General features: G+C 41.6%; 24 protein-coding genes and 1 pseudogene. 14 read left to right on the top strand and 11 right to left on the bottom strand.

Annotated elements, in window-relative coordinates:
* Positions 1-155: 155 nt before the first annotated feature.
* Both V5G28_RS07460 and V5G28_RS07455 read right to left on the bottom strand, forming a co-directional pair.
* Positions 156-701: a hypothetical protein gene (locus V5G28_RS07460; RefSeq protein ID WP_332992450.1), complete on the bottom strand. Its 546-nt coding sequence runs from the start codon at positions 699-701 to the stop codon at positions 156-158.
* A 377-nt stretch (positions 702-1,078) separates the two neighbouring features.
* Entirely contained in the window at positions 1,079-1,417 is a 339-nt protein-coding gene (locus V5G28_RS07455) for a DUF6464 family protein (protein ID WP_332992508.1), read from the bottom strand.
* Between the two features lie 274 nt (positions 1,418-1,691).
* Between V5G28_RS07455 and V5G28_RS07450 the strand changes: the two genes are divergently transcribed.
* Entirely contained in the window at positions 1,692-2,687 is a 996-nt protein-coding gene (locus tag V5G28_RS07450) for an alpha/beta fold hydrolase (protein ID WP_332992448.1), read from the top strand.
* A 278-nt stretch (positions 2,688-2,965) separates the two neighbouring features.
* Here the strand turns inward: V5G28_RS07450 and V5G28_RS07445 are convergent.
* Positions 2,966-3,496 (bottom strand): annotated as a pseudogene (locus V5G28_RS07445) (hypothetical protein); the annotation flags it as partial.
* A 536-nt stretch (positions 3,497-4,032) separates the two neighbouring features.
* On the bottom strand, positions 4,033-5,379 hold the full coding sequence (locus V5G28_RS07440; protein WP_332992446.1) for a helix-hairpin-helix domain-containing protein: 1,347 nt from the start codon (positions 5,377-5,379) through the stop codon (positions 4,033-4,035).
* Between the two features lie 197 nt (positions 5,380-5,576).
* Here V5G28_RS07440 and gatA point away from each other — a divergent pair, with 197 nt between their 5' ends.
* Positions 5,577-7,031, top strand: a complete 1,455-nt coding sequence (gene gatA, locus V5G28_RS07435; protein WP_332992444.1) for an Asp-tRNA(Asn)/Glu-tRNA(Gln) amidotransferase subunit GatA — start codon at positions 5,577-5,579, stop codon at positions 7,029-7,031.
* A gap of 41 nt (positions 7,032-7,072) precedes the next feature.
* Here gatA and V5G28_RS07430 read toward each other — a convergent pair whose 3' ends face one another.
* The gene (locus V5G28_RS07430) at positions 7,073-8,038 is read right to left on the bottom strand and encodes a helix-turn-helix domain-containing protein (protein WP_332992442.1); all 966 of its coding nucleotides are present in this window, start codon (positions 8,036-8,038) and stop codon (positions 7,073-7,075) included.
* 180 nt (positions 8,039-8,218) lie between these two features.
* Between V5G28_RS07430 and V5G28_RS07425 the strand changes: the two genes are divergently transcribed.
* The 4 genes from V5G28_RS07425 to V5G28_RS07410 all read left to right on the top strand — a co-directional run bounded on the left by V5G28_RS07425 (position 8,219) and on the right by V5G28_RS07410 (position 14,199).
* Positions 8,219-9,103 (top strand): alpha/beta hydrolase, encoded by an 885-nt coding sequence (locus V5G28_RS07425; protein WP_332992440.1) that lies wholly within the window; start codon positions 8,219-8,221, stop codon positions 9,101-9,103.
* Positions 9,104-9,482: 379 nt separating this feature from the next.
* Positions 9,483-10,592, top strand: coding sequence for a helix-turn-helix domain-containing protein (locus V5G28_RS07420; protein WP_332992438.1), 1,110 nt, complete (start codon positions 9,483-9,485; stop codon positions 10,590-10,592).
* A 690-nt stretch (positions 10,593-11,282) separates the two neighbouring features.
* Positions 11,283-12,650 carry a serine/threonine-protein kinase gene (locus V5G28_RS07415; protein ID WP_332992436.1) on the top strand — a complete coding sequence of 456 codons (1,368 nt, stop codon included), beginning with the start codon at positions 11,283-11,285 and terminating at the stop codon, positions 12,648-12,650.
* 40 nt (positions 12,651-12,690) lie between these two features.
* On the top strand, positions 12,691-14,199 hold the full coding sequence (locus tag V5G28_RS07410; protein ID WP_332992434.1) for an ABC transporter substrate-binding protein: 1,509 nt from the start codon (positions 12,691-12,693) through the stop codon (positions 14,197-14,199).
* Between the two features lie 25 nt (positions 14,200-14,224).
* On the opposite strand, the gene V5G28_RS07405 is transcribed toward V5G28_RS07410, so the two are convergent.
* Positions 14,225-14,905 (bottom strand): HAD family hydrolase, encoded by a 681-nt coding sequence (locus V5G28_RS07405; RefSeq protein WP_096561730.1) that lies wholly within the window; start codon positions 14,903-14,905, stop codon positions 14,225-14,227.
* A gap of 158 nt (positions 14,906-15,063) precedes the next feature.
* On the opposite strand from V5G28_RS07405, the gene V5G28_RS07400 reads away from it, so the two are divergent.
* Entirely contained in the window at positions 15,064-15,837 is a 774-nt protein-coding gene (locus V5G28_RS07400) for a glucosamine-6-phosphate deaminase (RefSeq protein ID WP_332992430.1), read from the top strand.
* Here the strand turns inward: V5G28_RS07400 and V5G28_RS07395 are convergent.
* Entirely contained in the window at positions 15,829-15,957 is a 129-nt protein-coding gene (locus V5G28_RS07395) for a DUF433 domain-containing protein (RefSeq protein ID WP_442994229.1), read from the bottom strand. The two genes, V5G28_RS07400 and V5G28_RS07395, sit on opposite strands and share 9 nt — an antisense overlap.
* A gap of 5 nt (positions 15,958-15,962) precedes the next feature.
* On the opposite strand from V5G28_RS07395, the gene V5G28_RS07390 reads away from it, so the two are divergent.
* Positions 15,963-16,064, top strand: a complete 102-nt coding sequence (locus V5G28_RS07390; protein WP_332992427.1) for an AraC family transcriptional regulator — start codon at positions 15,963-15,965, stop codon at positions 16,062-16,064.
* Positions 16,065-16,126: 62 nt separating this feature from the next.
* Here the strand turns inward: V5G28_RS07390 and V5G28_RS07385 are convergent, their stop codons facing one another.
* The 4 genes from V5G28_RS07385 to V5G28_RS07370 all read right to left on the bottom strand — a co-directional run bounded on the left by V5G28_RS07385 (position 16,127) and on the right by V5G28_RS07370 (position 18,811).
* The gene (locus V5G28_RS07385) at positions 16,127-16,555 is read right to left on the bottom strand and encodes a GNAT family N-acetyltransferase (RefSeq protein WP_332992425.1); all 429 of its coding nucleotides are present in this window, start codon (positions 16,553-16,555) and stop codon (positions 16,127-16,129) included.
* Complete coding sequence (locus V5G28_RS07380; RefSeq protein WP_332992422.1) at positions 16,533-16,907, bottom strand: DUF433 domain-containing protein; 375 nt, start codon at positions 16,905-16,907, stop codon at positions 16,533-16,535. The genes V5G28_RS07385 and V5G28_RS07380 overlap by 23 nt, the downstream gene beginning before the upstream one ends.
* 117 nt (positions 16,908-17,024) lie before the next feature.
* A complete protein-coding gene (locus V5G28_RS07375; RefSeq protein WP_332992420.1) occupies positions 17,025-17,798 on the bottom strand; it encodes an ABC transporter permease in 774 nt (257 codons plus the stop codon).
* A gap of 65 nt (positions 17,799-17,863) precedes the next feature.
* The gene (locus V5G28_RS07370) at positions 17,864-18,811 is read right to left on the bottom strand and encodes an ABC transporter ATP-binding protein (protein ID WP_332992418.1); all 948 of its coding nucleotides are present in this window, start codon (positions 18,809-18,811) and stop codon (positions 17,864-17,866) included.
* Between the two features lie 738 nt (positions 18,812-19,549).
* Here V5G28_RS07370 and V5G28_RS07365 point away from each other — a divergent pair.
* The 6 genes from V5G28_RS07365 (at position 19,550) to V5G28_RS07340 (ending at position 26,143) form a co-directional block, all read left to right on the top strand.
* A complete protein-coding gene (locus V5G28_RS07365) occupies positions 19,550-21,046 on the top strand; it encodes a multicopper oxidase family protein (protein ID WP_332992416.1) in 1,497 nt (498 codons plus the stop codon).
* A gap of 1,158 nt (positions 21,047-22,204) precedes the next feature.
* Positions 22,205-22,858, top strand: coding sequence for a response regulator (locus V5G28_RS07360; RefSeq protein WP_073627933.1), 654 nt, complete (start codon positions 22,205-22,207; stop codon positions 22,856-22,858).
* Between the two features lie 34 nt (positions 22,859-22,892).
* Positions 22,893-24,185, top strand: coding sequence for a hypothetical protein (locus V5G28_RS07355; RefSeq protein WP_332992413.1), 1,293 nt, complete (start codon positions 22,893-22,895; stop codon positions 24,183-24,185).
* Between the two features lie 136 nt (positions 24,186-24,321).
* The gene (locus tag V5G28_RS07350) at positions 24,322-24,720 is read left to right on the top strand and encodes a hypothetical protein (RefSeq protein ID WP_332992412.1); all 399 of its coding nucleotides are present in this window, start codon (positions 24,322-24,324) and stop codon (positions 24,718-24,720) included.
* Positions 24,721-24,944: 224 nt separating this feature from the next.
* Positions 24,945-25,265 (top strand): hypothetical protein, encoded by a 321-nt coding sequence (locus tag V5G28_RS07345; RefSeq protein WP_332992410.1) that lies wholly within the window; start codon positions 24,945-24,947, stop codon positions 25,263-25,265.
* 629 nt (positions 25,266-25,894) lie between these two features.
* Positions 25,895-26,143, top strand: a complete 249-nt coding sequence (locus tag V5G28_RS07340; RefSeq protein WP_332992408.1) for a peptidoglycan-binding domain-containing protein — start codon at positions 25,895-25,897, stop codon at positions 26,141-26,143.
* Positions 26,144-26,214 lie beyond the last annotated feature (71 nt).

The following is a 26,214-nucleotide window of genomic DNA, read 5'->3' as shown; positions in this document are numbered from 1 at the left end:
GCAATACTACTTATACTATAGTTAGGAGTTATAACTTGCCATTTGACGCATTTAAATAGGCAAATGGTTTGTCTATAATTCTTGACTTTACAGGAGTTAACCTCCTGTAAGCATTGGTTAAGCTGTATGTTCAACCTGACACTTGAACTACAGCTTTACTTAAAGCGATAGCCTAGACCACCATTAATGCTGAGGGCAGAAGCAGGGCTATTTTTGTAAGCATCAATTCCTACGGTAGCGTTGCTGTAGAGCATAAAGCTATTACCAAGTTCTGATTCTACGCCAGCAGTCAGCGCTAGTCCATCTTTGTTGCCCAACGGACTTGGTTTGCCCTTGTCCTCTACAAAAGAGTAACCAACACCTACGAAAGCATTGGTACCTTTTGCAATCCCTAGGTCTGCGGAAACTTGTGGGATAATAGCAGCTGTTTCATCGCCCCAAAGGACATGACCACGTGCAGACAAAGGTGTCTCTCCTAATTTCACGCGACCTGTGACATTTCCGCCCATTACTGCAGCATCATTCTTTTGCCCACCATTGGTAACACCAGCAGAAACACCAACACCAACATAGTTAGCATCAGTACCCTTTTGTGTTGGTTGAGGCAAAGCAGAAGCTTGACCAGCCGAGAGAAAAATAGGAGCAACTACCACAGAGGACAATGCAGAAATTGTCACAAAGGATTTAAGCAACCGTTTCATAATCTTTACCAAATGTTGTAGGTATTGCTTTTAAATCTAAGGTCGAAAAACTAACCAAAATGTTCCATATAATTTGAAAATTTTTTTTCTTATCTGTTGCTATTGATGCTGAATACTTCAACGTATCTTTTTCTAGTTTTTTTGTTAGAAAGCTATTATCAATACAGGACAGAATCCGGCTGTCCGGTGTTTTTGTTTCAAAATAGACACTTTTTTGAGTGTCACATTAATCAATCATCTTTTATCACTATTCAGTAAAGTTTTTGCAAAAAATAGGTTGAGTTTATTTGGAAGCATAAACACAAAAAAATCAACACAGATTCATTATCTGTGTCCATTTCCATCATTCCTCGTTACAAAGAGGGAGAAATGATTAGTCAATACGGTAAGTCTGACGAGCTATTTTCACTACAAACGGTTTCCTTAGGTTGATAATAGCGGCAACCTTCGCATGGTCCGGTGGGATTGACAGCACAGCGCAAGTAGCCAGAACGGGCATTAAATTGGCAGCTGATGTCGCCAATCAGGTAGCCGACTCCTTCAAGATAATAGCGATCGCTGGGATCGCTTATGGTGTTCTGCCGTATTCGCCGTGCAGGAGAACTCATAGCTGCTCGCCTAAACTGCGAACGTGTTCTAGCCTGGGTTTTACGCATCAACCACAGGGAGAATAGGGACGGTAAGAAACCAATGATAATAACCAAAAGTGTATTCACTTCAACACCTTCTTTTGATCTTTTTTGTGCGCTTATCGTCCCTGGTATTGCATCTTCGCGTTTAACGATGCAACCGGTGGGAAATTCCGCGTGGAAGAAAGCCAACACTAGAAGAAGTGTCAACTGCCACTTTAATCAGCATAACCGTTGTAACCCAAACCGTGCGTTTTGCTTGAATGTTGCTACCTTAAGATTTGTTTATAAGTCGCTCTTTGAGCTTGCACAAGTCTTACTTAGATAAAATAAAGCGATATGAAACTTGGCACACCTGACTATGGCAATCACTAAAGAGTTGATTTTGATTGGATTAGGTATGACTGCCGTGGGATTACTTATTGCGGGAATTCTCTACCAAAGAGTGAGTGAAGGTATCGATAAACGCAAGTACCCTCCACCAGGTCAGCTCGTTGATGTCGGCGGGTTCCGTCTGCACTCCACGCTCATTGGTCAAGGGACACCGACTGTCGTAATGGATGCTGGCGCTGGTGCTCCGTCAATTTCGTGGGGGTTGGTGCCATCTGAAATTGCTAAATTTACTCGTGTGTGTATTTACGATAGAGCGGGTTTTGGTTGGAGCGAACCTAATCTCAAAAAGCCACGCACTAGCCAACAGAGTGTGGATGAGTTGCATCTTCTTCTAACTCAGGCTGGAATTAAGCCTCCTTACATCTTGGTTGGACACTCTTTAGGTGGAGGCAATATGCGCTTATATGCCAGTCAGTATCCAAAAGATGTTGTTGGATTAGTGTTAGTTGATTCTGTACATGAGGATCAAATGACACCCCAAAGGTGGCAACAGAAAGAAAAGGAGTTGTGGCTCTATAAGGCTATGGGAATTGCCAACCGATTTGGTGTGTTGCGTTTAGTAGGCGAACTCAACTTACTGCCTTATCTTCAAGATATTAAGCAAGAGATCCAGAAATATCCACCCCAAGTGCAGGCTATGTTCGACACCTTCAAATCGTACTGTTACCGAAAGCATTACTGGGCAACTGTGTACAGTGAAATGGCTACTTTGAAAGAGAGCTTTGAGCAGGTGCGAGCAGTTAAATCATTAAGCGCTTTGCCTCTAATAGTGCTGACTCAAGGTGCTAAAGATTCAGATATGAGTGATGAGCGATGGCAGAGATGGCAAGAGCTTCAAGTGAATTTGACCAGTCTGTCATCAAATAGTCACCAAGTTATTGCAAAAAAGAGTGGGCATCTGATCCCGTTAGATCAACCTGAGTTGGTTGTTGATGCTGTTCGTCAACTTGTTGAGAGATTTTGAAGTTGTGAAAGCATCCCGAATTCTATAAAATTCTTGTGTAATACAGCACATAGCAAGTCAATGAAGTACAACGCGCTTTGTTTAAAAAGCGAGACACTAAGCCCTTTTTACTTCTGACTTCTGAACGGCAGTTGCTTTATGCCGGGGAACCGTTTCGCCAGTTCCTCAACGGGATGGACAGTTTCTCCCGGAGGGTTTCCCTCCTCAAAACTGTCCTCGGGAACCACCGCACTGCCTCCTCCTGACTCCTGTTCGCGTAGCGTGTCCGCAAGACATATTTTGCTGTAATTCATTCTCCAATAATCAAGCTTATCTATGAGGATTGATTTAGTGATAACATTCACCCCGTTTCCTCGCCAAGCAATTTCTGGATCTGTTGTAAAAACAGCGCACTCTAATTGCTCTAGCTTGATATTCCAATACTGACTAAATCTGCTTTTTAAAGTTATTACCTGCTCGAATACTTTATTTCTGTGCTTATTTCTTCTTTTTCTTTCTGTTGCGCCTGTCGCTTCTGTATCAATAAATTTCGTTTCAATTATAAAAATTTTACCAAATGAAGTCAGATAAACAAAATCGCACTTTCCCAAATCTGTATAATCAGCAATTGGGGACTTTTCAAATAACAGTAATTCACAGCATGAAGGAAATATCTGTTTGATATTCAAAAATAAATAAGCTTGCAACAGGAGTTCCTTGTCATAAGGAAAAGCGATAACCCCTTCAAAAAACCTTTTGATGTTTTCCTGAGATTGGGGTTGAATTTTTTTGCAATATACAACAAAGTTATTAACATCATCTGCGGTCATGCAGTTTTTGCTCCTTCCCCTTTGTTGCCACACACACCTTCATGGCATAAAAAATATCATGTACACAAGGAAGAGATCATCCGCAGAAGTAACTAAAAAAACGATTCAACTATAAGTTACCTACGTTAATTTACTGATGACGCAAACGCAAAATAGTTATCTAAGCTATTTGCTGTTTTATATAAGCTACTCCCTTTCAGCCAGAAGAATACCGATTAAATGAACCACGTTCAAAGCAGCGTGTCCTCTGGACCACGTAGATCCACTCTTCGGCGTCCCTTCGGCTAGGACACGTTCGGCGGAAGCCGTCTCGTAAGTCCTGCGGACAGGCGCTCCTAAGAGTGCGTCTCCGACAGGAGAAGAGAAGGAAGAAGATAGGTAATCTTGTACCGGGAAGGGAATATACTTTTTAAGCTTGCATACTTGCTCGTAACGCTCATCAGGAAAAAGGGGGTTCCCGCCGCCCGTGCGGACTAGCGTGGGTTGGGGGGATCAAGTCTTATCCGAACCGTATTGCTTTGCGGCGTTCTGTTTCATCAAACATTAGTTAGCGATTGTACATGAGCAGAAAATCTGGCGTTTTGAAGAGCCTGAACAGTTGTTCTCGAATCCTGTACCCAAAATTGTCGTCCAAAACGGACAAGTTGACGGGAATTTCCGGCTTGTACAATTCCTATCACTGGCACTTTTGCTTTTTCTTTGTCTCCTGATTGTTCTTGCAAAATTGTTCTGAGGCGATGCTGTTCCTCAATAGTCGCTGCTTGTTGGGTGTTGAGTTCCACCATCACCAGATGTACTGTTTCCACTGGTTCTACATCTTCAACAATCAATTGAGTTTGGTCTTCGCGTCGGTCTATTTTGCCCCAAATAATTAACCTAGAATCAACTAGAAGCAGTGAATTAATTCGCTCATAAATTTTGGGAAATACCACCGCTTCTGATTGTGCAGTTAAATCTTCTATTTGCAAAATCGCCATTGGATCGCCTTTTTTGGTCATCACTTTTTTAACGCCATTGAGCATGACAACCGCACAAATGGTACTTTCTTCTTTCTGTTCGCCAAGTTGCGAAAGGTTAATCGGAGCAAGAACACGCGCTGATTGGCGAATAGCTTTCAGAGGATGATCTGATACATAAAATCCCAAAAGTTCTTTTTCTCTGCGCAACTTTTCCTGTGGAGGAAAATCAAGAACTGGTTGAGCTTTGGGAGCAGATTCAAAGCTATTTTGAACTTTATTTTTATTATGAGAAAATTCGCCACCGAACAAATCAAACAGATTTCCCTGTCCAGTCGCTCTATCTCTGGCACGCGATTGTGCCCAATCATACACTAAATTGAGATCTTGGATCAGTTGGTTGCGGTTGGAGTCGATTTTATCAAAGGCTCCACAGTAAATGAGTGATTCCAAAGTGCGACGGTTAACAGTACCCAAATCCACGCGATCGCAAAAATCACCCAAGGATTTAAACTCTCCTTTTTCTCTCACTTCCAAAATACACGCTATTGCGTTCTGTCCCACGTTACGAACAGCAGACAGCCCAAACAAAATTTTGCCATTTGACGGTGTAAAATCCACAAGAGAGCGATTGATATCTGGCGGTTCTATCTGAATATTCATACTCATACAGGTGGAAATATATTTCTGCACCTTGTCTGTGTCGTCACTGTTAGCCGTCAACAGCGCCGCCATATATTCCAATGGATAGTTAGCTTTTAAATACGCAGTTTGATATGTTACATAACCATATGCCGTAGAATGGGATTTATTGAAACAATTGGAAGCTATGAAGCCATTTTTAGTAACAAAATTATGATCCCGTTCTACCCCAATATCATAGACATCTTCCGTAGTTAATGATTTGCGTGTTATGATTTTAACCATATTATTCCTTTCCTAAAAGCTATAAAATTGTCAAGAACAAAAGCCTGCTGACTGGAAGAATAATTAAGCTGATGAGCGTACATATCTTAATTTAGTGCAAGCCGCCTTTAAGTTGAATATCTGCACGGCTGAATACCTTAAGCAGGAATCGTCAAAATGTACTAAAATCAAGGACTTGAGTCGTAAAGGGAGCAATCATGGCGTCCATCCGCGAGTTGCACACACAGCTAATCAAGAAAGAACGTTCTGCCGTTGAAATTACTCAAGAAGCAATAGAGCGCATTCAAGCAATAGAACCGAAATTGCACAGTTTTTTATGCGTTACTGCTGAACAGGCACTAACGCAAGCGCGGAATGTAGATGCTAAAATCGCCGCCGGGGAAGAAATCGGTATTTTAGCAGGGATTCCCATTGGGATCAAAGATAATATGTGTACTAAGGGAATTCCCACCACCTGCGCCTCTCGAATTCTGGAAAATTTTGTACCGCCTTATGAATCAACTGTCACCCAAAAACTGGCAGATGCTGGTGCGGTGATGGTAGGGAAAACCAATTTGGATGAGTTTGCTATGGGGGGTTCTACAGAAAACTCTGCCTTCAAACTCACCGGCAATCCTTGGGATTTGTCAAGGGTTCCAGGAGGTTCTTCTGGCGGTTCAGCCGCAGCGGTAGCAGCAGGAGAATGTGTTGTCTCGCTAGGTTCCGATACTGGCGGTTCGATTAGACAACCAGCGTCTTTCTGCGGTGTTGTGGGGATGAAACCAACTTATGGACTGGTTTCTCGTTATGGTTTGGTGGCTTTTGCTTCATCTTTAGACCAAATTGGACCATTTGCACGCACAGTAGAAGATGCAGCGATATTATTGCAGGCGATCGCCGGTCATGATCCCAAAGATTCCACCAGCCTGAAAGTCCAAATTCCCGACTACACCGCCAACTTAAAACCAGATTTCCCCAAAGGAAAGCTAAAAATTGGTGTTATTAAAGAAACTTTTGGTCAAGGTTTGGATTCACAAGTCGAAGAAGCTGTTAAGGCGGCGATCGAACAATTAAAAGAATTGGGAGCGGAAATTCAAGAAATCTCCTGTCCTCGGTTCCGTTATGGCTTACCAAGCTATTACGTAATCGCCCCATCTGAAGCATCAGCAAACCTAGCTCGCTATGATGGCGTGAAGTATGGCTACCGCGCTCCTGATGCAGATAATTTGATATCAATGTATAGTCGCACCCGTGCTGCTGGTTTCGGTGCAGAAGTCAAACGCCGGATTATGATAGGAACTTACACCCTTTCGGCTGGTTATTACGATGCTTACTATCTGAAAGCGCAAAAAGTTCGCACCCTGATTAAACAAGACTTTGAAAAAGCGTTTGAAAAAGTTGATGTTTTAGTCAGTCCCACAGCTCCCACCACTGCATTTAAAGCAGGGGAAAAAACCGCTGACCCTTTGAGTATGTACTTAGTTGATTTGATGACTATTCCCGTAAATCTTGCTGGTTTACCGGGTTTAAGCGTGCCATGTGGTTTTGATAACAATGGGTTACCAATTGGTTTGCAGCTCATTAGCAATGTGTTGCGAGAAGACCAACTGTTTCAAGTCGCTTATGCTTATGAGCAATCAACGACTTGGCATCTACGCACGCCGCAACTATAGTTAAGAGTCATTTGTCTTAGTACTAATGTCTTATATCATGTCTATTGACTATTAACAGTTTCTGGTGTGTTATTTGTTTCTGGAGTTTCTGGAGTTTCTGGAGTTTCTGGAGTTTCTGGGGTTTCTGGAGTAAATGTAACTTGCTTCACACTCCCCATACTTCCCAATGGTGTTGGTTGCTTCTTATTAGTAGAAACCAATACCGCACCAGCATTTCCAGAACGGATAGTCAACTCTTTTTGTGCTGTCCAGGTTTTCTTATCTCCCTTGTTTAACTCCCCTTCAAATTCAGTTTTGCCATCCACTTTCACTCGCACCCATGATTTGTCTTGCAGCTCAAGAGTCACTTCAACAGGAGTCGTTTGTGCTGTAGGATCTCCGGTTGGGCTTGGAGTGGTGGGTTCTGTAATAGCTGTCGCTTGTGTTGAGGGGGATGGAGTTGGAGCGATCGCACCTGCTGCAGCCGATTCCTTGGTTGTCGTTGAGGCGACAGGTGAACTAGCTTTTGGCTTGGAGGATGATGCTAATGATGAAGTTTTAGGTGCAAATTCTGTTTTTTGTTCAGAAGCAAGCGGTGAGGATTTCTTTTGACTAGAAGATTCAACTGAACGTTGTGGATTGAGAATATAAAACAGTCCAAAGGAGGCGACTGCTATTAACAGGGCGTAGGGAACAGCAAGAGGTATGTATAAACTTGGTTTTTTATCTAACTCCTGATTATCATGATTGGGTTCTTGAGGAGGAGAACAAATACTTGCAACAGTTTTTGCTAAAGCAGTACCATCTAGTCCCATAGCATCTCCATAGCGGCGGATGAACCCTTGGACATAAATAGGCTCTGGCAATACTTCAAATCGCCCTTCTTCTATAGCTTCTAAGAAAGCTAATCGAATACGTGTGTAAGCTGCTAGTTCTTCTAAACGTATCGATTTTTCTTCGCGTACTTCCCGTAGATGTGCAACGACTTCCTTGAGTTCTTCTTCTTGAGCCTCGTTTAACAGCTTCACCGTCTTCTCCTCTTTTGTTGCTAACGTTTTATCATTCAATCAAGAACTACTTAAACTGATGTAGAAAATTTTACTTATTTACTCTTTTTATTTTAAATCCTTTTTTGATAATTGATTGATTATTTTATCAAGAGAAAGCTGCTTTGTTAGGCTAATAATATTGTATTTATCAATACTTACATGAGGACAAACAAACTGCAATATCCAGTGCAATTACTGTTCACATTATTTATTTGGTTAGGAGTCGTTGTAGCGATCGCCTATTTGGCTGTATGTATATTTCTTTTTCTCCAACAATCTCGGTTCATCTTTTTTCCCGCTAAGGTGATTGAAACGACACCAGAGTTTTTTAATTTAGCTTACGAAGATGTTTGGTTGCCTGTGAAGGCTAAATCAGGCAAGATGGCACGCATTCATGGTTGGTGGATACAAGCAAGCCAGCTCAATACCAAAGTTGTACTGTACCTGCATGGCAATGCTATCAACATTGGCGCAAATGTCGCCCACGCACACAGGTTTCATCAACTAGGGTTTTCAGTGTTAATGATCGATTACCGAGGTTATGGTCGCAGTGAGGGCGGCTTTCCTACTGAATCGCAGGTTTATCAAGATGCTGCGACAGCTTGGGATTATTTAGTTTACCAGCGACAAATTCCACCCAGCCAAATTTTGATTTACGGACATTCCCTAGGAGGCGCGGTAGCGATTGATTTGGCTGTCAACCATCCAAATGCTGCTGGATTAATTGTGGAAAGCTCTTTTACCTCAATCCAGAAAGTCGTCGCTTACAGGAACAATTTTTGGATGTTTCCAGTCGATTCAATCTTAACACAGCGTTTTGATTCGATTACAAAGGTGCCAAATTTAAAAATACCAGTTTTATTTATTCACGGTACTGCTGATGTCATAGTACCAGCTTTCATGAGCCAAGACTTGTATGCTGCTGCTCCTGAACCAAAAAAATTGGTTCTCGTTCCAGGTGCTGCACATAACAATGTAGCAGAAGTCGCTGCTTCTGTATATCTGGAAGCGGTGCGCTCTTTTGTCATCAGTACTGAGTCCTGATTTGTGAGTTCTGAGTCAAAATCACAGAAAATTCTTGGTGGGCCGTTCTACTTAGACTTATTGCTTGCTACTTAGAACCTACTTCCTTAGGTAGTAGCAGAACTTAAGAGTTAACAATTATAGTTAGTAAATATTTTCATATATGAAGTAATTTTTAATACGAAGATTTTTAATAAGTATTTGTAAAAAAAAATTGGCGTGACCTCTACAATCTTAAAGATGAGGTTAGTATGCTATGCCAAAACTGAGCCAGCAAAAAAAAATTATTTTTCTTGAATTCAGAAAAAATAACTACGTAACAATCCGGAAAAGCCAGCAAACAGTAGAAGAGATTACACAGGTATAACTTCTGCTTAATTGCCGCAAGAGGCTGTCTACAATGGCTACTACACCTGTATATTTGTTAAAAATTCTCGGAAATCCAACTATTGAAATTTCTCAAGATGAATTGCGGACGCTTTTAGGAGAAATAGAAGCTGAACTGCATCAGAGTAAAGCTTATCGCCGTGCTGTGGCGATGTTCCAAAACTTGCTTGGTTCTTCATCTGATCAAGCCAACGTTTTATTTAAATCAGTAGGTAGAGAAGCGATTGGTTTGGTATTTCGCCGATTTGTGCAACAGTATCAGAACAGCAATGAAAATCAGCAACACGAAGACAGCATAGATGAAACATCACCTACTGAACAAATAGCTTCCACTGATGATTTATCACGTGGTTTATCACAGTGCTTAACAAATGTTACTGTTAACCAAAAAACGACTATCGAGACTGATAAGAAACCCGATTTACCATCAGAATCTCAAGTAGAAAGTAAGACAGCAAATAATTCCACAAAACCCAATGAAGACCGTCCCAAAACGAAAAAAACGATTAAGTGGTTCACTCCTGGGAAAAAACGGAAACAAGCTGAACTAGCTAAACAAATGGCAGCCGAACAGCGCGTAGAAAATCTACGTCAAATCGGTGAACAACTACGACAAACTCGTGAGTCTCAAGGTCTTTCTCTGGCGCAACTTCATGTTTACACTCACGTACCACTTCATCACATGGAGGCAGTGGAAAACGGTAATTGGGAATCATTGCCAGAAGATGTTTATGTTCGTGGCTTTATTCGTGTCATGGCTAATGCTCTTGGATTAAATGGCACAAATTTAGTTGCTTCTTTACCTGCGCCAGAACCAGTAAAAGCAATTATACCACCTACTGCCTATCAGCATAAAAGCCGTTTTGGATTTGGAATAGCGCTGCATCCGGTGCATTTGTACGTAGGCTATGCAGCCCTTGTCGCTGGTTCAGTAGGAGGGTTGTCAGTCATGGCATCCCAACAAGCAAATGCTGATAGACTGATCGATAAAGATGCAGCAACTCCACCTTCTTCATCATTCACTCATTCATCGCAGGATACAAAACCCATTTCTAAACCGGGACTCTCTAGTAGTGGTAATGTCACTGTTGGATCTGGTATTGCTACACCAGAATCTTTTTAAAAGCGATGAGTTATGAGTTATGAGCTTAAGAAGAACACAGAACACAGAACTCCCTTGTCAGAATACATCCCCATAAATAAATGCGCTCTTATTTGATAAGGACGCCCCGTATCCCTCACGGGACGCTTTGCGCTCAGTTTGCACTCATAGGAAAACCAACGCCAGTCACCGGGGCGCGGGTTTCCCGCCGTAAGTGCTGGCTCCTCTTTGCAACTTTTAATACCAATTCTCTGTAATACCAATTTTCCATAAAGATGCTCTTAAAAAATGAGGCGGAGCCTCCCTAACTCGTTCCCAGGCTGAGCCTGGGAACAAGAAATTGGATGCTCTGCATCCTTAAAATCCAGAGGTCTTATAGACTGAGGGAAGATAAAGTGCAAGTTTACAAAGAATTGGTATGAGTACTTTCTTTGGTCAATTATGGATGATAAAACTTATCATTCATAATTTATAGTTCATAACTCTTAACTCCTTTCACGGCGATTGGGCAGATGGACACTGCCGTAAGCCCTGGGGACAGGCTGCGCCCCGCCCATAAGGCATCGCTCACAATAAAAAATATAAAGTAGACTATCAATATAGATTTGAGATTTGTTACATTATTAGACTCTTAATCCGGAAAGCTCAGAAGACTCGATGTATATTGATTACTATTAACAAAAGACAGTCATAAAAGACAGCAATAATACTATGGTTTGCTGCCTAAATCCCGAATGCTCTCATCCTCTCAATTCAAAAGGAACAAACTTTTGTGGAAATTGCGGGGCAGAGTTGATTTCGTTACTTAGGGGTCATTACCGCATTATCAAACCGTTGGGAGGTGGGGGATTTGCTCGCACTTATCTTGCAGAAGATGCAGATAAGCTTGAGGAAAAATGCGTGGTCAAGCAACTGGTACCACAAGGTCAAGGCAGCTGGTCACGCCAAAAGGCGACTGAGTTATTTCAGCAAGAGGCAAAACGTCTCCAACATTTAGGCGAACATCCCCAAATTCCTACCCTGTATGCCTATTTTAAGGAAGATAACTACCTGTATTTGGTGCAGCAATTTATTGAAGGGCAGAATCTGTTGCAGGAGTTAGGACAACACGGCGTGTTTGATGAAGCAAAAATTCGAGAGTTCTTGCAAGATTTGTTATTTGTGCTAGCAACGGTACATCAGCAGCAGGTCATTCACCGAGATATTAAGCCAGAAAATATCGTTCGTCGTGAAAGTGATGGTAAGTTAGTGCTTATTGATTTTGGGGTGTCAAAGCACAAGACGGGAACAGTACACGCGAAACCAGGAACGAACATTGGTTCATTTGGTTATGCGCCATTTGAACAAATGTATTCAGGCGAAGCTTATCCTGCTAGCGATTTGTATAGTTTGGGAGCAACAGCCTTTTATCTGTTGACTGGTATTTCGCCTTGGGAAATATGGATGAAACAGGGCTATAGTTGGACTACTACTTGGTGGCAATATTTAACACAACCAATCAGTCACGACTTAGAGCAGATTATTGATAAGTTGCTGCAAGAGAATTATAAACTGCGTTATCTCTCAGCAGAAGATGTCTTACAAGACTTGAATGTTGAGTTACCACCACTGCCTACTTTACAGTCTACGCCACTGTATACAGTCCTCTCGCCTGTTCAACCAGAAAAGCTAACGCTACAAATTGAACAGCAACCACCTAAGGGGGCGCAAAACTCCATAGAGAAATTATTGCCTTGGGCAGTTATGGCGGGATCAGGAAGTTCATTTTTGGCGATCGCCCTTCTGAGTTCTGTCGGAACTATTTGGATGAGTTCTGGTTTATGGTTGCTCATTTTAGTAGGGTTAATCTTTACCCAGCCTCGCTCAATTTTTGAAAAGACTTATTTGTTTCTCGTTGCCGGAATTACGACATTATTGATTGTATTTATCTACAATAATTTTTACATTGTTAATATTTTTCAAGCTGGGATCAATGGATTTCTGGTTTTAGTCTTACTAGTTATACTTGCTGGATTACTAACAGTGACTCTCTTCAATTTGTCCCAACTCTTGAACAGATTTATCTCTAAATATTTCTAATTTATGATAGATAAATTTTTTGGATTTGGGGTCATTTGATATGAAAAATAAAACAGAAAATATCCGCCTCCTTTTTTCTTTGGGGCTGTCAGGATTTCTGATAGCAGTTATTTTATGGTTATTAGGTACAGTCATTCGTCCCCAAACAGAGTATTCTGGGCAATTGAAACAACAGAGTGCTTCATTCGTTCCACCCTATACTAATTCACCTTTAAAAAATCGGATGAGTTTGGGTGAGAAAATTTTTGTGACAGAAGGAAGACCTCTTGAGAAAGAAGCTGGAAGGAGAGCATTTGAAGCGGGAGATTTTGTGACTGCTGTTACTAAATTCCAATCATCCTTGCAAGCTAAACGTAATGACCCGGAAACATTAATTTATTTGAACAACGCTAAAATTGGCAAGGCGAAATCTCTAAAAGTTGCTGTCATTGTGCCGATTGGTATTTCCTTAAATGAGGCGGAAGAGATATTACGCGGAGTGGCTCAAGCTCAAGATGAGGTAAATAGCAGTGGAGGAATTAATGGCTTACCGTTACAACTTCAGATTGTCAATATTGATAACTATGAGATACTTAAACAGATAAATACTGACTTGGTGAATGACTCTAGTATACTGGCAGTTGTCGGTTTTAGTCGTGACCCATCAATTTATAACAAACGTGGTTTGGTGATGGTTTCACTAGTCAATCCAAAAAAGCCATCTAACCCGACAAAATACGTCTTTTACGCTACTCCTAGTTCTGATGTTTTCAGTGATGCTATTGCTAGCTATATTGTTCAAAAAGCTCGCCTCACCAACATCGCTATTTGTAGTGATTCAACATTCACTGTCAATCAGGAAAAAATAAGTAAAGAAATTGTAGAACAATACACTGATTCCATTAGAAAATATGGAGGTAAAGTCACCAGTACAGTTTGCGATTTGGGTGCGCCAACGTTTCAACCCAGCAGTTTTCTCAGTCGAGCCATCAGCGATGGAGCAGAAGGTTTGCTACTCATCCCTAGACCAGATAAACTCAATTTAGCTATTGAAGTGGCGCGTGAAAATAAAGGCAGACTACCGCTTTTCGCTTTTCAAGCTATGTACACGGAAAGAACGTTAAAGTATGGGCAAGCCGATGTTAAAGGAATGATGCTGGCTGTATCTTGGCACCGTGATGCTGTTGGAAACAAATTGTTTGCCCCCAAAGCCATTCAACTTTGGGGTGCAGAGGTGAGTCCGCGAACTGCTACAGCTTATGATGCACTCCAAGCAATTATCGCTGGCTTGAAAGAAGGTAACACCCGTGAGAAGTTGCAAAAGGCACTGTCTAATCCCAATTTTTCGGCTTTAGGAGCAACGGGAACGATTCAGTTTTCACCAACAGGCGATCGCCTAAGGGAAAGCTTTGCCGATGGCGTCTCTAAGGCGGGAAAGGGCAATGGCGCTTTTCTCCCGCCCCTTCGGGGCGATCGCCAAGGTGGAGTTTTTCTAGTCAAAGTGGTACCTTGCGATTCAAGCCAGTCTTGCAATTCCACCACAGGATATCGTTTTCAACTGGTGCAGTAGCACTTGCAATAGTGGCAGAGTAGATTTAACCCAAATAAGCCACATCTTCCTCTACTGACGAGTTCAGCAGCGTCCACAACTGCAAATCAGTAAAATCTGGAATTGTCATAAATGCCCCAATTCCCTGGAGAACTTTCGGCTCTTGAGTGGTTGTAACGCCAATTGTACGTATACCAGCACCGACAGCAGAACGAATCCCAGAGGGAGAATCTTCTAGTGCTATTGCTTGTTCTGCTGTAATACCTAACCTACTTAGGGCGACTTGGTAGGGTGCAGGGTCTGGTTTACCTGCTATCTCATCTTCTGCTATGACAACTGTATCAAATGCTTCGTTTATTCCCAAGACTTCTAGCATGAATTGGACATTTAATTTCGGAGCGTTGGTGACTAAAGCACGTTTAAGTTGGTGCGTATCTGTCCATGCTAGGAGTTCGGAAAATCCATCAAGTGGTTTTAGAAGATTTTTGGCTTGTTTGCGGAAAAGCGCTTCTTTTTCGTCTGCAAACTTTGCGCCTTCTTCCGGTGATAATTGTGGCAGTAAGTCCTCTATGATTTGTGGATTCGTCCGCCCGCTAATTCGAGATTTGTAAAATGCTTCATCAATGTCCATGCCGTAGCCTAACAGCATTTCCCGCCAAGCTTGGTAGTGTATAGGGTCAGTGTTGGCGATCGTTCCATCTAGGTCAAACAGAATTGCAGCTAGCATGGTTTTTTAGGGTGTAAACTCTTGTAAAGTTTCATCACATAGTTTACATTGTTTTGTTGTCCTTCTGCATTCTTAAAAGTAGAAAATTATAAGTAACGGCAGACAGGTCATGCCCCGACTCGTTTCCTTTGATGTGAGAAAATTTTCTGTAGATTCCAATGTCAACCGCCAAAAATTCTTTTCGCGTCGATGCTCTACAAGTACAGGTTTATAACTCTGAAGTCGAACTGGCGCAGGATGTAGCGGAAATTGCACAAAAACATTTACAGCACACGCTTGCGCAAAATGATGCTGCGGCTTTATTGCTGGCGACAGGCAACTCCCAAATTCAATTTCTTGATGCTTTGATAGCATTGGGTGGTGTAGATTGGTCACGGATTACCTGTTTCCATCTTGATGAATATTTGGGCATTTCTGCTGACCATTCCGCAAGCTTCCGACGTTATTTGCGCGATCGCGTGGAAAAGCAGGTGAGTCCCAAGGAATTTCACTATATAGAAGGTGATGCGATTGAACCTTTGGTAGAGTGCGATCGCTATACCAAACTCTTGCAAGCACAACCTATTGATTTGTGCTGTCTTGGTGTTGGTGAAAACGGACACTTGGCTTTTAATGAGCCTGCGGTAGCGGATGTTAACGATCCTTATACACTCAAATTGGTGAAGCTGGACACTACAAATCAGCAGCAACAAGTCAACACAGGGTATTTTCCCAATTTAGAAAGTGTGCCGCAATATGCTTTTACCCTCACCCTCCCAATGATTTGTTCGGCAAAAAAAATCATTTGTCTTGCACCAGCAAAACGCAAGGCGAAGATAGTAAAACAGATGTTGGAGGGCGAAATTACCACAGGTTGTCCCGCTTCTATTCTCCGCACACAGCAGCAAGCGACGTTATTTTTGGATGTAGATTCTGCGGCTTTGTTAAAGTAGAGTCAACAAGGATGAAGAAGAAATAACTGCGATCGCCTGCTGACGGCTAACACTCGGAAAATGGTCTAGAAATACATCCAACGAATCACCCGCCTTAAGATAATCAAGCAAAGTTTTCATCGGTAGTGGAAATTGCTTTAGCCTGCGGCTTCAACAGCCACAGCCATCTGAGCCAGCAATTTCGACAGCTTACAGGCATGTCACCTAAAGCTTACCGAACGAATTAAGCAAGTTTACTTTGAGGCAGTGCTTTAGCCGTCTAACCTTCCCAGTCAGCGGCTGCTAGTAATTACTGCAACACTTTTCTTAGAAAAAATCGACTGTGCCCTTTTGGGAAATCTGATAACTCCCCGAACACAACGTATCCACACTTCTGGTAAAACTCTGGTGCCTGAAAACTAAACGTATCCAAATAAGCATACTGGCAACCTCGCTTAACAGCCTCTTGTTCCGCAGCAGTTAGTAAGGAATCTCCGTAGCCCTTTCCCCGATAAGATTCATCTATCCAAAAAACATCAACATATAGCCATTGCCAATACGTTGAGCCGACCAATCCGCCCACTATATTCTCATCTGAATCTCGTAGGAAGATAGCTAATTGCTGGAAGTTGCCCTCACCGGCACAACGGGTGTTGAACTGGATCAGTTGTTGAACAATCAATTCAGTCTCATCAGGCTTTGGTTCCTCGGCTATCTCAATCTTGAGTTGTGGGTTCATCGCAATTTCTGGTATGGGCAAAAACCTTACTCTGCTTATGTATTTGAGCAGCTTTTAGCTTCTGATACAAAGGCAGATTTTTCTCTCTAACAGACTGTTGCAATCTCTCAAACTCTTGTTCACCTTCTCTTAAATACGCATCAATGAGTTCTCGATTGGCAAGATAAAAGGCAATAGCACCATAAACCTGTTCCAGCGAGAGCAACGGAAAATTTTGAGCAATGCTTTCAGGAGACTCACCATTCAAGAAGGCATAGACAACTGAATCGAGAGAGATGCGAGTCCCTTCGATCCAATATTTTTCATCTCGTTGTTCAATGTATTGCTTTGCTAGGGTTGGTGCTGCTGCCATAAATTTGTTAGTTGCTTTGTACCTAGATATTAAGCGATCGCTTATCCGTCCGGAGCAGGGGATTTATCATCCTACCAAATCCTGATACTATGCCGAGAGCCTGCGGCTATTTCCTAATTAATATCCACTCAGCATTCCTCGCCGCTTTGCCTCACGTTCAGCAAGATAAAAAAGCAGTAATCCTACAGCAAAATAGACAACCCCATTCACGAACGCTATACCTAATTTTGTGAAGTTTAAACCCTCACCCCGTGCCATCAAATCACGTAATATTGCTGCACCAGAAGTCATGGGCAGTAATTGTGCCAAAATGTTTAGTGGTGGTGTCCAAGTTTCAGTGGGAGTGGCTAATAAAAATAAGAGCGCAAAGTTAAAAATTCCCAGCAATTGTTGGATACGCTTTAGTAATAAAGCTAAAGAACCCATTGTAAAAGCAATACCATATGCTCCCATTAATACCGTGACGAACGGAAAAAGTAATGTTGGGGGAAAGTTCAGACGGCTCCCAGTCAGCCCCATAATGATAAATAGAATGGTGAGCATAATAACCATCTGCAAGGTTAGGCTAGCCAAAGTCCGCATCAAGAAGACTTTGATGGCACCAAATCGAGAAAGGAAAAGTTGTTCTAAAGTGCCAGTCTGTGCCTCGTATTGCAAGTTGCCGGCAATGTCGGTAATGATGAATAACACCAAAGTCCAAAGCACATAGCCGATAATGATTGAGTCAAGGCGATCGCCTAACTGTAAACTAGGACCAGCAAGGTAACGGGCGCTTAAAAAAAGTCCATAAAAAAAGATAGTGGTGATGACAATTAACCCAATCGCCTCCGCTGGATAACGACGAAATTGAAGCCAACTGCGACGTAATTCAGCTATAAATAATTCAAACATTGCTATTTATTAAAAACTTCATTGAAGCCCACTGATGTAAGTTTTGTTTGTATCTTCGCACATTTCTAGTTTGAGCGCGTTAATATCTTTTTACGGTCAGTTCCTTCTCTAACTATTTGCAAAAAGATTTCTGTCAGATCAGATTGTTCTTTTTCGACACAGTTCAAAGGAAAAGGTTTGACGATATTAAACACTTGATAAAGTAATTCTGATTGACTCACATAGATATTTTTTCCATCTTCAACATCAGCACCAATTTCTATTAATTCTGCAATTCTTACTTTATCTAGTGTTGCTTCCATTTCAATTTTGTAAGCTGTACCAGAAAACTGTCTGATCAGTTCTTTTGTTGGTGATTCTGCTAAAATTTCACCTTTTTGGATAATGGCTATTTTATCAGAAAGCTCTTCGGCGATCGCCAGTTGGTGAGTTGTCAACAAGATAGCACAACCAGAAGCAGCGATTTCCCGCACCAGCACTTTCACATCTTCAGTCGCCTCTACATCTAATCCTAAAGTCGGTTCATCTAATAATAAAAGCAAGGGTTGATGAACTAAAGCAACTGCTATTGCTAATTTCTGCTGCATCCCTCGCGAAAGTTGCTGTACTGGTGTACGACGTTTGTGGAGTAAACCAAATCTTTCTAAAAGTGCGATTCCTGATTTACGGGCTTCTCGCTGGGAAAGTCCTTTTAACACCCCAAAGTATTCTAAATTCTCTTCTGGTGTGAGTCGCCAGTAGACATTACGATTTCCTTCCAGCACTGCACCCATCTTTTGCAATGCTGCTGGGTTACGATGGGGATCACTTCCAGCAATTCTGATCCAACCTGCATCCGGCTGAATCAATCCTGCCATCATTTTAATACTCGTCGTCTTGCCTGCTCCATTAGGACCAAGAAACGCCAAAACCTCACCAGGGAGAATGGTTAAGGAAACGTTTTTGACTGCTTCCACAATTTGTTTGCTTTGGCGGTATGTTTTTTTGAGGCTGTAGGCTTCGAGTGCTTTCATGAGGAAAATACAGCATTGAGGTTACTGATAATAAAATTATATTCAGTATTTTTACTATTTTTTACGCTCAATTTCATATATTAGATGACTTCAAAATCTAACCCTAAAGGCTGAGTTGAGGTATTCTGCGTATTTGCTCAAAAAAGTATTAATCAATACAATTAAGATGAAATCTACATACAAAATAATTTGACATTTTTCACCAAAATTAATTCCTTCTCACACAGTGGGTGCATCCGCAGTCCAGAGTTTACCGTTTCTGAAAACGACTATGAGATAAAGTGAGTACTTTTACACAATCTTCCATTAAAAGTAGCTTGGCAACAAAACGTAAAATCAGCAAATCTTAGAATAAGGCAATTCATTTGCTGAAATTAACAATTGATGTTTGATAATATTAAATTTAACTTAGAATAATTACATTTTTTTCTTGTTTATGCTAACATTTCTATTCCTAGAAAGCTTACACAAGAGCTTTTCTAGCCATATTTGACTTTTTTTTTACATATTTAATAAACAAGAGACGCAGCCACAAAAGAGACAAAAATCATAAAAATGTAATTTTAATTAAAATTAGTCATTTGTCATTTTTTTATAACCTATTTATTTTTAGTATTATTACTTAAATAAACTTTAGCGTGTTGTTATATTTTTTATGAAAGAATGACACTACACAAAAATTCTGACTGCTTTTAAGCCAGTCACATTTATACAAACTTTTAACCAGGGAACTGCACAATGAAGAAAATCACCAGACGTGAAGCGCTGAAGATTGCAGCGCTTGCGGGAGGTTCTGTTTTGCTTCCCGTAGCACTTCAAAATCGTGGATATGCTCAGAGAACTGATGAGAGAGTCGAGCCATTTACACTTGGGTTCCGCACACCACCAGTGTTGAACCCTGTACGCAGCGATTCAACAACTGATTATTACCAGATGACGCTCCAGAGGGCTAGTGTAGAGATATTACCAGGACGAACAACGGAGATTTGGGGCTATAACGGTACATTTCCCGGTCCGACAATCAAACAACGTCAAAATCGGCAATCGGTTGTGCGGTTTATCAATAATGTAGGTGTACCAACATCGGCTCACCTACATGGAATGGCATCGTTACCCCAGTACGATGGCTACGCTGAGGATTTGATTCCTCAGGGATACTACAAAGATTACACCTATCCCAACCCTACTGCTGCTACTTTGTGGTATCACGACCACGCCCTCGGTCAGACTTCTGTAAATGTGTACAGGGGGCTGGCTGGGATGTATATTGTCCAAGATGACAATGAGCTTAATCTGCCACTGCCCAAGGATGATTATGATATCCCCCTAATTATCCAAGATAAGATATTCGCGTCTAATGGTTCACTCATTTTTGATGACCAAGCTCAGCACAGTCTGATGGGCGATGTGATAACAGTCAACGGTGTGCCTTGGCCTCGTATGGAGGTAGCTAACCGCAAGTACCGCTTCCGGGTGTTAAACACATCAGTTTCCCGCTCTTACAAACTCGCTCTGAGTACTGGCGATGACTTGATTGTGATTGGTACTGATGCTGGCTTGATGTCTGCACCAGTAAATACTAGAGATATGCGTATTGGGATGGCAGAGCGCTATGACTTGATTATCGATTTTTCTAGGTATTCTATAGGGACTCAGGTCGTCCTGCAAAATCTTGGACTTCCTAATAACGATAATACCGGCAACACAAATAAAATCATGCGCTTTGATGTGGTGCGTTCTGAGAGCGATAACAGCTCTATTCCCAGCACACTACGCAATATTCAATTCATCCCAGAATCCTCAGCTGTGCGAACCCGCGACTTCACCTTTGAGCAAGGTGGTAATCCGTTATGGGTGATCAATGGCAACGGATGGGACCGAAACGCAATTGATGCTAATCCACAACTGGAAGAAGTGGAGATTTGGAGGCTGCACAACAACTCAGGTTTGTGGTTTCATCCTGTTCACCTTCACCTTATCGATGCTCAAATCCTTGACCGGAATGGTCACCCGCCTTTTGCCTATGAGCGTGGCTTGAAGGATGTCTTCTATGTTGGTGAAAACGAGACTGTACGAATCATTGGCAGGTTTAGACCTCAAATTGGCAAGTATATGTACCATTGCCACAACATGGTTCACGAAGACCACGACATGATGCGTCAGTTTGAAGTGGGACAAGGTGGGATAGATCCGATGTCGGCTCCGGCGCAGCCGCTTCCAGCACCAGCGCTTTAGAGAGATACCATTACTTATGCGTTGGCTTGTATGTGTGAGGAGCAATCGGACGGGCAAGATGCCCGTCCCACAAAAGGAAGTGGTCTAATCATTTGAAAAGCGCTATAAAAGAGAATCCAACAATCATTCGTCTACATCTTCATCCAAAATTGCCTCCAAATCTCGTGCTCCATGCAGCACTCGTAGAACTTCTACACTGGAGGAGGTTGCATGGTAGAAGATGAGAAAGGCATTGAGCCAAGATCCACGCTAAAACGGAAATAGAAGCTGAAAACCCTTGCCAATTCTAAGCTTTAGAGATTTGGCGAGGGAGATGAATTGCATGGACAAATGGTTGGCGAATATTTTGCTCCTTCACAACATAATTGCCATACCGCTTGATATAGCAACAGCCAAGGTAGTTAGGACATCAACAGATGATAAAACCTAGACACAAAAGGACTTTTCACCCAGTCCCCAGTCCCTAGTCCCTAGTCCCCTGCTATATGTCTGATGTGTAAGAACCGTTAGCTGCTATCAAGCTGGCTAGAGTTGGGAGATTTGAGTTAGAAATTTTGAATTTTACCAACTTTCAATTATTGAATAGTTTCAATAGCCATACCCAGAACCCCTAAAAAATCAATGTTGTTTTGCCTGTTATTACCAACATTCGGTTATTAGTTGGTATTTACAAAATATTTTTAAGGGTATTTATTTTAATTACTTTCATGGCTGCGGGTTATTTTCGACAAGCTTGCGCTCGTAAGCCGTCGAAAATAACCCGCACAAAGCGTACGTTCCACGAAAATGCCCCTTTCTTTCATAAATATTCTGGAATACATGATATTTCTATTGAAGAACTAGTATGTGCATCTAACTAGTCCTCTGACACAGCAACTATGAGGAGTTCGTAGCAATAACGAAGAGTGCTTTGGAAAGGGCTCAAGCCCTTACTACAAGCCTTGAAAGTTGGTGTGACAGACTACTAAGTATGGGAAAATTTTTCCATACCCCATAGCATGGTACAATCCCTTTGCTCAGTACTGCCTAAGTTTCGGCAACTACATAAGTCAATTATAAATTCACCTATAAAAAGAAGTAAAAGTTTAGCTTGGTTAAAATAAAAACGCGGTTTTTCCCAGGTGGTACAAAAAAAACTATGTCACATCTTATAGTTCGATGAATATTCAACAACCAAAGATTTTAATTGTTGATGACCATCGCTTACTGCTGAATGGAACAATTAGCTTGGTAAGCGAGCGCTATCCCGATGCACTTGTATTATCAGCCCAAACTGCACGGTCAGCCCTTGCTTCGGTTGCGGAGCATTCTCCTGACTTGGTAATTGCGGATTTATCCATACCACAAACAGCAGAAACAACAGCGCAAATAGAAAATGGATTGGGGTTGCTGTCACAATTAATGAAAAATTATCCCCATCTTAACCTGATGGTGCAAAGTAGTAACATCAAAGCCTTAATTCGCTTGATGCCAGAAATTGATGCCCATCAAGGAGGATTTACAATTGTAGATAAAAGTTTGAGTGTAGAAACCTTTTTAACCCGGATGGATTGGTCAATCCAGGGACTGACTCACACTAAAGATATTCAAGGGGATTTGGAAGTCAAACCAGAGTGGTTGGAGGTACTGCGACTTGCGTTTGAAGAAGGATTGCAAGATAAAGCGATCGCAAGCGCCATGTATAAGTCCGAACGCATGATTCGCCATTACTGGTCAAAAATTCAAGATGCATTAGAAATTTATCCAGAAGAAGGAAAAAATATTCGGGCATTGACCCAAATTCGTGCGCGCGAAAAAGGGTTAATTGACTGATTAAATAATTGATGGAGTTAAGGGTGTGTTGTCTATGATTTTAGATTCTCATAGTAGACTAAAGCGTCGATTCGTTCTGGGTATTTTGAGTTTGATGACTATCGGTGGAACTATTTCTACGATTATTCATCGACTTAACCCGCAACCAGAGCGAATTTACCTAATAGTACCTCCCTTGTTTGCAATTACATCCTTAATATTATTAATTCGTCTTTATACAAAACCGCAGACCTTACAACAAGTCATATATCTAGGTTTATTTGAGGCTGTAATTTTTGTGGTGTTTCCCTCTTGGTTCGTAACTATAAAAGCGTTTACCTCAAAAACTACCCTTGTGGGAAGTTTGCCCCCCAGTACCTCAGCATTATTCTTGTTGACAACGTGTATGCTGATAACCCTGCGTCCCCAACAATTGCTGAGGGCAATTATACTCACCTGGATAGCGATCGCATCTCCCATTTTGACCTACTTAATCCTCAACTCGGTAGAATTACGCAGCCCACGAGGATTAGATTTACTCATCTCTCTGGGTCCAGTCATGGGAGTACAAAGTATCATAATTCTATTACATACTCGTCTCCAGTCGATAGTAGAACGTTTGTATGCCGAGCGTCTCCAATATTATGCTCAAATCATCGAACGGCAAAGTATTCGCCAAAAGGCGATGGAACAAGCCTTTAGCCAAATTCATAATGGTCCATTGCAAACGTTGGCACTCCTCCAGAGAGATGTGCAACAACAGCAGATAGCTTCTCCAGAACTTTTACAGCGCTTACATGATCTCAACACAGAGATTCGGGCAGTAGGACGCAGCCTCATACATGAAAATGATACTGATAACAAACCATTGGAGGTGCCAACAGTCCTAGAATTAGTAACCTCTGAAGACACGCTCCGCTTGGGGGAAGGAACCAGTATCGACCTCAATCTTCCCCTGCATAATTTATTACACGAGGTCTACTCCCTGACTCTCAAGCGTAATCTACCTTATTTTCAAACGATTAAAGTCAAAGTACGGAATTTTGCCCCCATTAATCAACCGGACATCACCCTGGAAATAAAACGCGATTTGTGTTTGTGGTTAGAGGAAGCCCTGTGTAATGTGGGTAAACATGCCCAAGGTGTAACTCGGATTATAGCAACAGGAGAACAACAACAGAACAAGTACATCCTTAAGGTACAGGATAATGGCTCTGGGTTAAAACCCGGACAGCAAGAGGGAACAAAGCACAGCTACTTATTAGCAAAAAGGTTGTCCGGGGAATTTCGTCGGGAGTCTTTACCCAAAGGAGGTGTATTGTGTGAACTTTCTTGGTTCGTGGGATGATTGCCGAAAAGTGTAATACCCAATGGTCAAAAATCACCATAAGCACTGTCTGCAACTATCAATGATTTCCCTTTCATATTCTCCGATACTGAAATCATCGTTCCCCGAACAAATGATTTTACAAGGAGATTGAATTATGAATATTAAAGTTCTCGCTTTAGCTGCTATTCTTGGTTTTTCCGTACCTGCAATTATAGATATTGCTTTAAATCCTCAAACTGCTGTAGCTATGCCTACAGATTTTGTTCGTCCGACAGGTGCTTTTACAGATAACAATCAAGAATGGGTTGTAAAGCTTAGTTTAGACCACTTTGGTATTTATACTTATGAAGGTCAAAATGTAAAAAAAGGAAGTGACCTAACTTTAAAAAACCCAGAAATGTCTGGTAATAGTCAAAGTTACACTTATACTTTCAAAAATCAAAATTACAAATATATTATTACTTATCACCTAGCAGACACAAAACATATTCGTCTTACAGTTGTTAATCCCCAGGGAAATACAATCTTAAACAAACTGATGGCTAAGGGATGAACTGATAGAGATGTTTAGACTATTCCCTTGAGGGAAAACATCATATTTAAGTAGGTGCGGTCTACTCCTAAGATGCACGTTTTACAATTCTGAGACAGCAAGGGTTTTATAATTCCAGAAAAATGTGCTTCTTTCATTTGTTGCTAGTGGCGATCGCCGCTAGTCGGAGGCTCACCGGAATGCACCTGTTTCTGTTAACAGTATAGGAATAAGGGATAAGCGTTATGGATAGAGTATTGATGGTGCAAGGGCTAATTGTATTAGTGACAGTGGGAATAATCCTGTACATTCTATATCTATACTTACATTTGTGGCACCAAAAATATCTTCTATCACAACAACTTCAGCTTCAACAAGATTTAATGGAAAAGACATTTGCTTCAATTCATAATGGTCCAGTGCAAACGTTGGGGTTTCTTATTAGAGAAGTTGAAATTCATCAAGTAAATCAACAAGAATTACTAGAGTATTTACGTGGTATTTATCAAAATATTTTAGTGGATGTTGAAAACTTAAATCTTTCGGATTCCACAAAACATAGATAAATTAGTTGCTTCAAGCCCAACGGGAGAGGCTGTCCAGTGGGACTTGGTTAAAAATGACATGATATGGTGCCCAGCCTCTCAAGTAGAGGCTGGGTTTTTTATTTTACCAATGAGTGGTCGCGGCACTCAGCATCTCGCGAGATTCTTCCCTATGCCTGCGCGCCCGCACTCGCGTTCGGTCAGAATGACATATTTGAACGCAATTTGGTGTCACCGCACTACACCACTGCATCAATCCCCTCCACATAACGGCAAATTGAGCTACAAGCCTTTTTCTTGATAGCGATCAAAATATCGCGGTAGGGGGAGGGACGGGGAGCAATACTGCTCGATATGCCACGGGAAGCAGGGAAGCTCTTATGCAGAGGGAGAAAAAAATTCAACCCAAATGCTTTGACAGCAACCTCGGTCTTCTTATCCCTGTCTTGAGGGAATCTAGCGTTTCCAAGCAGTATTGGGAGGGGGAGGGAAGAATTTGGAGCGATTTTTAACCCATTGCCGAAAAGTGTAATGGACTATGGACAAAAATCACAATTGCCTTTGTCTGCAATTATCAATGATTCCCCTTAGATATTCGACCATACTGAAAACATCAAACACAAACAAATTGATTTCAAAAGGAGAAAGTTATGCCAGTAGATAATCAAGACCGTACATTGAAACTTGGTTCTCAAGGAGATGACGTCAAGCATTTGCAAGAAGATCTGAATCTTCTAAAATATGGACCATTGACAGTTGATGGTAACTTTGGCACAAAAACAGAAGCTGCGGTCAAACGTTTTCAAAGCAAGAATAACTTAGTTGTAGATGGAATTGTTGGACCACAAACTTGGCAAGTTTTACATGAACAAGCAGCAAGGGCAAGAAGAGCCAGTTAGTTGAAGAAGCGCAAAAATAATAGTCTAAAAAGCTTATTCAATAGTCAGGTGGCTTATGCCACCCAGCCGTC

The organism is Scytonema sp. PRP1, from assembly GCF_036697665.2.
In the GTDB taxonomy this organism is placed as follows: Bacteria; Cyanobacteriota; Cyanobacteriia; order Cyanobacteriales; family Nostocaceae; genus Kalymmatonema; species Kalymmatonema gypsitolerans.
This window is presented reverse-complemented; position numbering and strand designations above follow the sequence as displayed.

Excerpts from the sequence above, each read along its gene's own strand:
- V5G28_RS07355 (WP_332992413.1), top strand. The coding sequence starts at position 22,893 with ATGATTTTAGATTCTCATAGTAGACTAAAGCGTCGATTCGTTCTGGGT.
- V5G28_RS07365 (WP_332992416.1), top strand. The coding sequence starts at position 19,550 with ATGAAGAAAATCACCAGACGTGAAGCGCTGAAGATTGCAGCGCTTGCG.
- V5G28_RS07380 (WP_332992422.1), bottom strand. The coding sequence starts at position 16,907 with ATGGCAGCAGCACCAACCCTAGCAAAGCAATACATTGAACAACGAGAT.
- V5G28_RS07400 (WP_332992430.1), top strand. The coding sequence starts at position 15,064 with ATGTCAACCGCCAAAAATTCTTTTCGCGTCGATGCTCTACAAGTACAG.
- V5G28_RS07420 (WP_332992438.1), top strand. The coding sequence starts at position 9,483 with ATGGCTACTACACCTGTATATTTGTTAAAAATTCTCGGAAATCCAACT.
- gatA (WP_332992444.1), top strand. The coding sequence starts at position 5,577 with ATGGCGTCCATCCGCGAGTTGCACACACAGCTAATCAAGAAAGAACGT.
- V5G28_RS07345 (WP_332992410.1), top strand. The coding sequence starts at position 24,945 with ATGGATAGAGTATTGATGGTGCAAGGGCTAATTGTATTAGTGACAGTG.
- V5G28_RS07415 (WP_332992436.1), top strand. The coding sequence starts at position 11,283 with ATGGTTTGCTGCCTAAATCCCGAATGCTCTCATCCTCTCAATTCAAAA.
- V5G28_RS07460 (WP_332992450.1), bottom strand. The coding sequence starts at position 701 with ATGAAACGGTTGCTTAAATCCTTTGTGACAATTTCTGCATTGTCCTCT.
- V5G28_RS07375 (WP_332992420.1), bottom strand. The coding sequence starts at position 17,798 with ATGTTTGAATTATTTATAGCTGAATTACGTCGCAGTTGGCTTCAATTT.
- V5G28_RS07370 (WP_332992418.1), bottom strand. The coding sequence starts at position 18,811 with ATGAAAGCACTCGAAGCCTACAGCCTCAAAAAAACATACCGCCAAAGC.
- V5G28_RS07425 (WP_332992440.1), top strand. The coding sequence starts at position 8,219 with ATGAGGACAAACAAACTGCAATATCCAGTGCAATTACTGTTCACATTA.
- V5G28_RS07405 (WP_096561730.1), bottom strand. The coding sequence starts at position 14,905 with ATGCTAGCTGCAATTCTGTTTGACCTAGATGGAACGATCGCCAACACT.
- V5G28_RS07360 (WP_073627933.1), top strand. The coding sequence starts at position 22,205 with ATGAATATTCAACAACCAAAGATTTTAATTGTTGATGACCATCGCTTA.
- V5G28_RS07450 (WP_332992448.1), top strand. The coding sequence starts at position 1,692 with ATGGCAATCACTAAAGAGTTGATTTTGATTGGATTAGGTATGACTGCC.
- V5G28_RS07440 (WP_332992446.1), bottom strand. The coding sequence starts at position 5,379 with ATGGTTAAAATCATAACACGCAAATCATTAACTACGGAAGATGTCTAT.
- V5G28_RS07350 (WP_332992412.1), top strand. The coding sequence starts at position 24,322 with ATGAATATTAAAGTTCTCGCTTTAGCTGCTATTCTTGGTTTTTCCGTA.
- V5G28_RS07395 (WP_442994229.1), bottom strand. The coding sequence starts at position 15,957 with ATGAAAACTTTGCTTGATTATCTTAAGGCGGGTGATTCGTTGGATGTA.
- V5G28_RS07385 (WP_332992425.1), bottom strand. The coding sequence starts at position 16,555 with ATGAACCCACAACTCAAGATTGAGATAGCCGAGGAACCAAAGCCTGAT.
- V5G28_RS07340 (WP_332992408.1), top strand. The coding sequence starts at position 25,895 with ATGCCAGTAGATAATCAAGACCGTACATTGAAACTTGGTTCTCAAGGA.
- V5G28_RS07410 (WP_332992434.1), top strand. The coding sequence starts at position 12,691 with ATGAAAAATAAAACAGAAAATATCCGCCTCCTTTTTTCTTTGGGGCTG.